This is a genomic window from Streptosporangium sp. NPDC002524, from assembly GCF_040295985.1.
Lineage (GTDB): Bacteria > Actinomycetota > Actinomycetes > Streptosporangiales > Streptosporangiaceae > Streptosporangium.
On record NZ_JBEOWK010000062.1, the window covers coordinates 1 to 8,410 of the forward strand.

Genomic DNA, 8,410 nt, shown 5'->3' on the forward strand with positions numbered 1-8,410 from the left:
ACATTCCGAACCCGGAAGTTAAGCTCTTCAGCGCCGATGGTACTGCACCGGGGACGGTGTGGGAGAGTAGGTCACCGCCGGACAATCATTCATGAGGGCCCCCACCGTTTCGGTGGGGGCCTTCGTTGTTGTGTGCTGTGACGAGACAGACAAGACAGACGAGGCAGGGGCCTCCACGGCCTCCACTTGCGCTTTCCGGCGGTCGTCGCAACACATTGATCTGTTGCTGACGGCAGCCGGCCTGGCGAGGGTATGGGTTTCCGTGTCACCTCACGTTGCAGGAACGCGGAAACCCATACCCCTCAACCAGGGAGATCGGCCGGAGTGGGTGCTTCGGCCGATAGAGATCCCTCGGCCTAGAAACGGTCTGCGTGCTCGTCCACCCACTGTGCGAACGTACGTGCCGGACGGCCGGTCACCCGTGCGACCGTGTTGTCGACGGTCGTGGAGGAATCACTGGGCTTGGCGTACCAGCCAATGACATACTCGGCGTCCGCCCGGGAAACGCCGGTGGCCGTCAACCTGTCGATCGCCTGTTCGTGCGTTATCGGCTCGAAGGCGATGTCGCGGCGGACAGCCCGGGACAGGATCGCGATTCGCTCACTTGGGGTCAGCGCTTCAGGTCCGGTGAGGTTGTAGGACTGCCCCGCGTGGCCGTCGTCGAGTAGTGCGACGGCTGCCACGGCCGCGATGTCTGCCTCGTGCACCAGCGCGCTGGGAAAGTCGTACGGTTCTCGGACCACTCCCTCGGCTCGGATCGATTCGGCCCAGGTCAACGTGTTGGACATGAACTCCTGTGCTTCCAGGCGTGTCCACTCCACGCCTGAGTCCGCCACCGCCTGCTCGACCGGGCCCACCCAGCCGCCCCACAGCACGGTGATGCGCTGAACACCCGCGCTGACCGCTCGCTGGACCAGCTCGGGCCCGACCTCGGCCAGCCCCGCTGTCACCGTGATGTGCAGCCGGCTGACACCGTGGAGTGCGTCCTCCAGCTTCTCCGGTGTGTTGTGCGTACCGGCCACCAGCTCCACCTCGGCCGGAAATCTTCCCGCGTTCGCCGCCGGGTCTCGCGTCAGGGCCCGAACCCGCTCCCCTCGGCGGACCAGTTCTGCCACAACGTGCCGGCCGGTGTTTCCGGTGGCACCTGTCACCAAGGTCGTCACAGTCGAGTTCCTTAGGTCGGCTTGTTTGGATGAGTCGCCGACGAGCCTAGGAACTCAATCGCACTTGAGGTCAAGAAGTCCGCCCGACTACCGGCGTGTCCGCCGACGGCGATGGAGAACTCGTGGTGGCGGACCATCTCGCTGCCTTGGTCCCAGTCAGGAAGCGCTGAGATGGGCGGGCAGCGTAGCCATGGTCTCCAGCAGGGCGGTCGCGCATACGCTCAGTTCGGTGTTTCCCCGAGGGCTGGGTTTCCCGGGGTTTCTGACATGGCAGGGTTCTCTTGGGAAGTTCCCGAGAGGGATCTGTACAGCCGTCAGGCGGCTCATCGGCACATGAGTCTTCCGGCCGCCGCGATCGCCTGCCCGGCCGCCGGGGAGTTGAGCTGGACCACCACCTGGCGTCGGCCGTCCTCGCTGCTCATCGCGATCCCCGAGTATCCGTAGATCATCCCGGAGTGGTTCCACACCCGGGTGCCGCAGGGCAGCCTGTCGGCGAAGACGCCCAGGCCGTCCGCGCGCTTCAGCGCGTTCCCCTCGGGTAATCGCTTCGGCGTCGGCTTCTTGGCGGGTTCACCGCCGGACACGGCCGGCTTCCCGCCGAACAGTGCCTCGTAGAAGGCGCCCACATCCCCCGCGGTCGACACCAGCCCGCCCGCGGACCAGAAGATCGAGGAGTTCACGACCGTCGCCCCGGGACCGTCTCCCTGCCTGCCCGTGGCGAGCCGGGAGGGTCGTAGGTCCTGCGGTAATTCGGTGTCGCGCAGGTTCAGGGGCTCGGTGACGCGCTCGCGGAGCACCTCCGCGTAACTCCGACCGGTGACCTTCTCGATGATGAGGCCGAGAAGGATGAAGTTGCCGTTGGAGTAGCGGTTCACCCCGCTCTTTCCCGGCTTGCCGCCGTAGTCGAGCAGTTCTCTCGGGGGCCAGTCGCGCGTGTACATGCCGCCGTCGACGATGGCGTCCGTGAAGCGGGAGTCGGTGAGATAGTCCGGTATCCCGCTGGTGTGGTTGAGCAGTTGTTCCACGGTGACCCGGTCGGCCCCGGGAAGGACGCCGGGGAGCAGCTTGCCAAGCGTGTCGCGAAGGGCCAGCCGTCGCTCGCGTACCAGCTGGAGCGTGATCGCCGCGGTGAACGTCTTGGTGATGCTCGCGATTCGGAAGCGGTGGTCGACCCGCATCGGGGTGCGCGTCGCCGGGTCGGCGAACCCGGCGGCGACCTCCTGGACCTTTCCGTCGTCGCGGACGTGTATGACGGCTCCCGGGGATCCGGCCGCCACCACCAGGTCGTCCGCGATCACCTGGAGGGCGGAGGCCGAGCCGGCCGGGCCCGGTGTCCTGGAGGGCTCTGGCCGCTCACCGGATGAAGGAGACGCGGGCGCGGGGCTCGTCCGTGGGGAAGAGGCCGAGGGAGAGGCCCCCGAAGGGGAGGCCGGGGAAGAGACCTGGGGAGGGGGCGGCGGGGTGGCGCTGGGAGCCGGGGTGCAGGCGGTCAATGCGATCATCAGCGAGATGGCTCCGAGTCCGGCCGCGCGCATCCGGCGTTTCCCTTCTCGTTCCTCGTGTTCCTCGCCGGGATCATGCTTCTCCTTGAGCGCGGAAACCTCCGCCTCCGGGCGGGAAGGATGTCAAGACGCTACAAGGCGGCGTGGCGAATGGGGAAGCCCGCCTGGTTGAGGCCCGGTCCTCGGGTGAAGGTCCGTGGGTGAAGGTCCGGGGCCGACCGGCTGCTTCGGCCTCACCAGTCGGTGGGATGCCGGGATGTCCAGGGCTTGTCGGTCGGTGGGATGCCGGGATGTTCCGGGCTTGCCGGTGGGTGAGATGCTCGGCGGCCTCGGGTCGCCCGATGCGTCGCTGATATGCCCCTGATGTGCCCTCCGCTCGATACGTCCGCTCTACGTCCGCTTGATACGTCGACCGATGCGTCGACCGGTGTGTCATCCACGTGATTCGTCGCTCGATGTGCCGTCCATTCGACGCGTTATCTGCCCGAACTCGCCCCGGACCCGCCCCGACGTGTCGCCCGACGCTTCTGCCGATTATGAGCGAAAGTTTTAGGTTTCTCAACCAAAGTACCCCCCGGATGGGCTCCGTGACGGTTCGTGGCGGGGTGGCTCGCCCGTCGGTCGTCGAGCCCGCAGGTCTGACCCGGTGCGGAGGCCGAGGAAGGCCGTCCGGAAGCCTTAACTGCTCATATCGTTACAAACCAAGTCTATTGCGACGCTCTGGAGGGTGGTCACCCCGCCCCATCAGGCAAGATCCCTCGTTCGGGGGTACCCGGGGACCCGGTGGACGGGGCCGTACGCCGGGGTGACTTCGGTCGCTGATCGTAGAAAGTTCAATTGATCATGGCAAAAGTTCTTCCAAAAATGGCAGAAGACGCGTAACTTCCACGCCAAGTTCTCTGCACAACATCAAGAGGGCGCAGTGAGTCGGCCGGCGGTCTTCGCGGGCGGATCTCCTCGACGAGGTGACCCGCCGGACGAGGCCGCCTGCCTGCGGCGGAAGGGAATCCGAGGCCACCCGGCCGAGGCATCGGAGATCACGGAGTCCCGTCCGCCCACACGAAGGCAGGAAAGCATGAGCGCACACGAAGAAGAGATCGACGAGGTCGCGGGCGCGCTGCGCCGCAGGCTCGGGCTGAACCGCCGCCAGTTCCTCCCGGCGGAGACCCGACCGGCAGCGCCTACAAGGCGGACTGGGACCTCGCCGCCCAGAAATGGAACGGTCTGGGGTCGATCGCCTCGGCCGCCGGGCTCAAGCTGTACACGCACAACCACGACGCGGCGTACGGCTTCCTCCTCGACACGGGCCCGCTCGACGAGCTCGGCCGGCCCACCCGCTCGTCGGGCGTCCGGAAGCTGGAGTACTTCCTCGACGTCACCGACCGCAGGCACGTCTACCTCGAGATGGACATCTTCTGGGCGCACGTGGCGCGGTACAGGTTCCGTACGTACACCGCGCGCAACGGCTCCACCCGGACCGACGTCTTCGACCCGCTGAAGCTCGTACGGCGGAACGAGAAGCGGTTCCCGCTGTTCCACGCCAAGGACGGGAAGTCCAACGCGGCCACCGGCAACGGCTACGACATGGTGCCGTTCGGCACCGGTGACATCGACTACCGCGGCTTCTTCTCCAAGCTGGACGTCGAGAGGCGCCACAACCCGATGTACGAGCAGGACAACGCGCCCGGAGGAGCCGAGGAGCCGGGCCGCTCGCTGCAGTACGCCGACCTCAGCCACAAGAACCTCGCCGCCCTGCGCCGCCGCCGCTGACAACCCGGCGGACGACGGGGCGACCCCCAGAACCCCCTCGAAGAACCCCGAATAACCCCGAATAACCCCGAAGAAGATCCCCTCGAAGAAGAACCCCGAAGAATCCTCTAGAAGAGCACCCGGAAAAAACCCGGAGACGGGTTCGGCGGATCGCCACGTGATCGAAGCCGTTGCCGCGGCACGCGTGGCGACCCGCCCTGTCCTGACACCCCCCTGAAGAAGAGGCTCAGGAAGTTGAAGCGTACCCGCGCCATGCTCGGTGGAGCACTGGCCGCCCTGCTGTTGCCCCTGGTGGTGCCCGGCACCGCCCCCGTACAAGCCCAGGCCAACGTCGTGGACGCCCCCACGGACTGGTCGAACTACGAGAAGATCACGCTGACCAAGAACGTTGGCGAGCCGATCGACCTGGCGGTGCTGCCCGACAAGCGGGTGCTGCACACCGCCCGTAACGGCGACATCCGGCTGACCGACGGCGCCACCGGCCTCACCAAGGTCATCAACACGATCCCCGTCTACGCGAACTCCGAGGACGGTCTCCAGACGATCGCGATCGACCCGGACTTCGCCGAGAACAAGTGGGTCTACGTCTACTACGCGCCGAGGACGATGACGGCGCCGTACCCGCAGACGACCCCCACCGGTTCGGCGCCCAACTCGCTGCCCGCGGGCGCGGACGAGTCGTACTGGAACCAGTGGAAGGGCTACAACCAGCTGTCGCGGTTCAAGTGGACCGGTGACGCGCTGGACCTCTCCACCGAGCAGGTCATCATCAAGGTCGAGACGCAGCGCGGGCAGTGCTGCCACGTCGCGGGCGACGTGGACTGGGACGCCGCGGGCAACCTCTACCTCGTCACCGGTGACAACACCCCGGCGGGCACGCCCGGGGCCAACGGCATGGCGCCCAACAACGACGCCCCCGGGATGAACCCCGGGCTCGACGCGCGGCGCGGCGCGGGCAACAGCAACGACCTGCGCGGCAAGATCCTGCGGATCACGGTGCGGGAGGACGGCACCTACACCGTCCCGGCCGGCAACCTGTTCCCGCCGGGAACGGCCAAGACGCGCCCCGAGATCTTCGTGACGGGCGTGCGGAACGCCTTCCGGATCGACGTCGACGACGCGACCGGCACGCTCTCCTGGGGCGACTACGGCCCCGACGCCGGCGCACCCGACCCCGCCCGCGGCCCCCTGGGCTACGTCGAGTGGAACGTCACCCCCCTCACCAAGCCGATGAACAGCGGCTGGCCCTACTGCACCGGCGACAACTTCAACTACAACGACTGGAACTTCGCGACCTCGACGCCGCGCGCGTGGTTCGACTGCGCGGGCGGGCCGGCGAACACCTCCCGCTGGAACACCGGCGTCGACAAGCTGCCGGCCGCGACCCCCGCGGACCTCTACTACGGTGACAACGCCACCCACCAGCCAGCGGAGTGGGCCGGGCTCACCGACTTCGAGTCGGCGGGCGGCCAGGGGCCGATGGGCGGCCCGGTCTACAACTACGACGCGGCGAACCCGTCGACGACGAAGTTCCCGGCGTACTGGGACAAGAAGTTCTTCTACGGCGAGTTCTCCCAGGACTACCTCGCGGCGTTCACCGTCACGGGGTCGGACGGGCCGGTGACCAAGCTGGAGCACTTCCTGCCCAACGACGCGCTGACCACGGCGGCGATGCCGATCACCGACAGCCCGATGGACATGGAGTTCGGTCCCGACGGGTCGCTGTACGTGCTCGACTACGGCGACGGCTTCTTCCGCGCCAACCCCGACGCGGGCCTGTACCGCATCGACTACGCCGAGGGGAACAAGACGCCGCAGGCGAAGATCGTCGCCAAGCCGGTGTCGGGCAGCGCCGCGCCGCTCACCGTCGCGTTCAGCGCGGAGACGTCCACCGACGCCGAGCCGGGCGCGCTGACCTACGAGTGGGACTTCGACGGCAACGGGACCTTCGACGCCACCGGCGTGACGGCCTCGCACACCTACCCGGCTCTCGGCCAGTACTCCGCCAGGCTCCGCGTGACCGACGCGCAGGGCAAGTTCGGGCTCACCTCGACCGAGATCACCGTGGGCAACACCGCGCCCGAGGTAAGCATCCAGACACCGGGCAACGGCGCCTTCTTCAACTGGGGCGACTCGGTGCCGTTCCAGATCAAGGTCTCCGACAAGGAGGACGGCGACAACCCGGTGTGCAGCCGGGTGCAGTGGACCTTCGGCCTCGGCCACGACGCGCACGCGCACCCCGAGACCCTCGGTTCGGGATGCTCGGGCGCCTGGCCGACACCGGCCGACGCCCCCGAGCACGGCGAGACCGAGAACATCTTCGGCGTCGTCGTCGTGAGCTACCGGGACAACGGCGCCGGTGACATCCCCGGGGCGCTCGGCGACGCCACGCTCATCCTCAACCCCAAGGAGCTGCAGGCCGAGCACTCGGACGCGAACAGCGGCGTCACCAAGGTGGAGGACGAGAGCGCGTCCGGCCTGGCGAAGATCACGTCGTTCGACGCGGGTGACTGGATCGCGTACGACCCGGTGAACTTCGCCGGTGTCACCGGCGTGAAGACCCGCGCCTCCGGGGCGGGGACGCTGTCCCTGCGCTGGGGTTCGGAGACGGCGGAGCCGTTCGCCACCGTCACCGTGCCCGCCGGCTCCGGCTGGCAGACCGTGGACACCTCGCTCACCGGCGCCCCGACCGGTAGCGGCAAGCTCTACGTCACCTCGACCGGCGGCGTGGAGGTCGACGGGTTCACCTTCCAGGGCGACGGTGTCTCCGACGAGACGCCCCCGACCGTGTCGGCCACGCTCGCCCCGGCCGCGCCGGGCGGGGAGAACGGCTGGTACACCGGCAACGTCACGCTGACGGTCACCGCGACCGACAACGGCACGGTGTCGAGCCGCCAGTACTCGCTCGACGGCGGCACGACCTGGCTGAACGCCAACAACCCGGTCACCCTGACCGCCGACGGGACGGCCACCGTCCGCTACCGGGCGACCGACAACGCGGGCAACGTCTCGCAGGTCGGCACCGTCACCGCGAAGATCGACAAGGCCGCTCCCGTCCTGACCCTGAGCGGGGTGGAGCCCGGCAAGTACGGTGACTCCGCGTCCGTCACGCCCGTCTTCTCGGCGGCCGACGCGACGTCGGGGGTGGCGAGCGTGACGGCGGCCATCGGAGACCTGCAGGTGGTCTCCGGCGAGCCGCTCGCCCTGTGGAAGCTGGCGCTCGGCGCGAACACGCTGACCGTCACCGCGAAGGACAAGGCGGGTAACGTCACGAAGCAGACGGTCGCGTTCGAGGTCACGACCTCTGTCGCCGACGTGGAGAAGCTCATCGACCTCTTCGAGGCGGCCGGGCAGCTGTCGGCCTCCGGCGCCGCGAAGCTCCAGGACAAGATCTCCAAGGTCATGGTGTCCGAGGACAAGGGTCGCGAACGCGACAAGAAGAAGATCGTCAAGAAGCTTGAGCGCTTCGTCGAAGCGGTCAACGACCCGAAGATCGTCTCCAACGCGGCGGTGAAGGCCACGTTCCTGCGTGACGCCAACGCCCTGATCGCGCAGTTCAGCGCTCCGGACGCCGGATAACGCCGACGCCCGACGCGCTGATGCCGCCACGTTGACGGCGACGCGCTGACGACGCGGGGGGAGAGCCTGACAGGCTCTCCCCCCGCGCTCGTTTTCCGGGACCCGGTAGTGTGCCGGGAGACTCGTGGCCACCCCGGCTCCGGGACCGGGGTCCCGGAGTCGAGGTGGTACGTCTGTATGCCGGCCGATCCCGGAGCCGGGGGTAGGTCCGTGTGTCGGCCGATCCCGGAGCCGGGGTGGTACGTCTGTGTACCGGCGGATCCCGGAGCCGGGGGTAGGTCTGGTGCCGGCCGATCCCGGAGCCTAGGCCGTGTCTTCAAAGTGATCTAGGTTCTGCGGGATCATTGGCGGGTGATTCGTCGTCATGAGCTGACCGATCAGGAGTGGAACGCGCTC

Annotated in this window: 4 protein-coding genes and 1 rRNA gene; 3 read left to right on the forward strand and 2 right to left on the reverse strand. The window is 68.0% G+C overall.

The window, feature by feature from the left end; all coding sequences use genetic code 11:
• Positions 1-83 (forward strand): 5S ribosomal RNA (gene rrf, locus ABT053_RS43090); the annotation flags it as partial.
• Positions 84-356: 273 nt separating this feature from the next.
• On the opposite strand, the gene ABT053_RS43095 is transcribed toward rrf, so the two are convergent.
• Both ABT053_RS43095 and ABT053_RS43100 read right to left on the reverse strand, forming a co-directional pair.
• Positions 357-1,163, reverse strand: a complete 807-nt coding sequence (locus ABT053_RS43095) for an NmrA family NAD(P)-binding protein (RefSeq protein WP_350977953.1) — start codon at positions 1,161-1,163, stop codon at positions 357-359.
• Positions 1,164-1,486: 323 nt separating this feature from the next.
• Positions 1,487-2,461: a serine hydrolase domain-containing protein gene (locus tag ABT053_RS43100; protein WP_350977954.1), complete on the reverse strand. Its 975-nt coding sequence runs from the start codon at positions 2,459-2,461 to the stop codon at positions 1,487-1,489.
• 1,233 nt (positions 2,462-3,694) lie between these two features.
• On the opposite strand from ABT053_RS43100, the gene ABT053_RS43105 reads away from it, so the two are divergent.
• Both ABT053_RS43105 and ABT053_RS43110 read left to right on the forward strand, forming a co-directional pair.
• A complete protein-coding gene (locus ABT053_RS43105; RefSeq protein WP_350977957.1) occupies positions 3,695-4,435 on the forward strand; it encodes a sugar phosphate isomerase/epimerase family protein in 741 nt (246 codons plus the stop codon).
• A 234-nt stretch (positions 4,436-4,669) separates the two neighbouring features.
• A complete protein-coding gene (locus tag ABT053_RS43110; RefSeq protein ID WP_350977955.1) occupies positions 4,670-8,014 on the forward strand; it encodes a PQQ-dependent sugar dehydrogenase in 3,345 nt (1,114 codons plus the stop codon).
• Positions 8,015-8,410 lie beyond the last annotated feature (396 nt).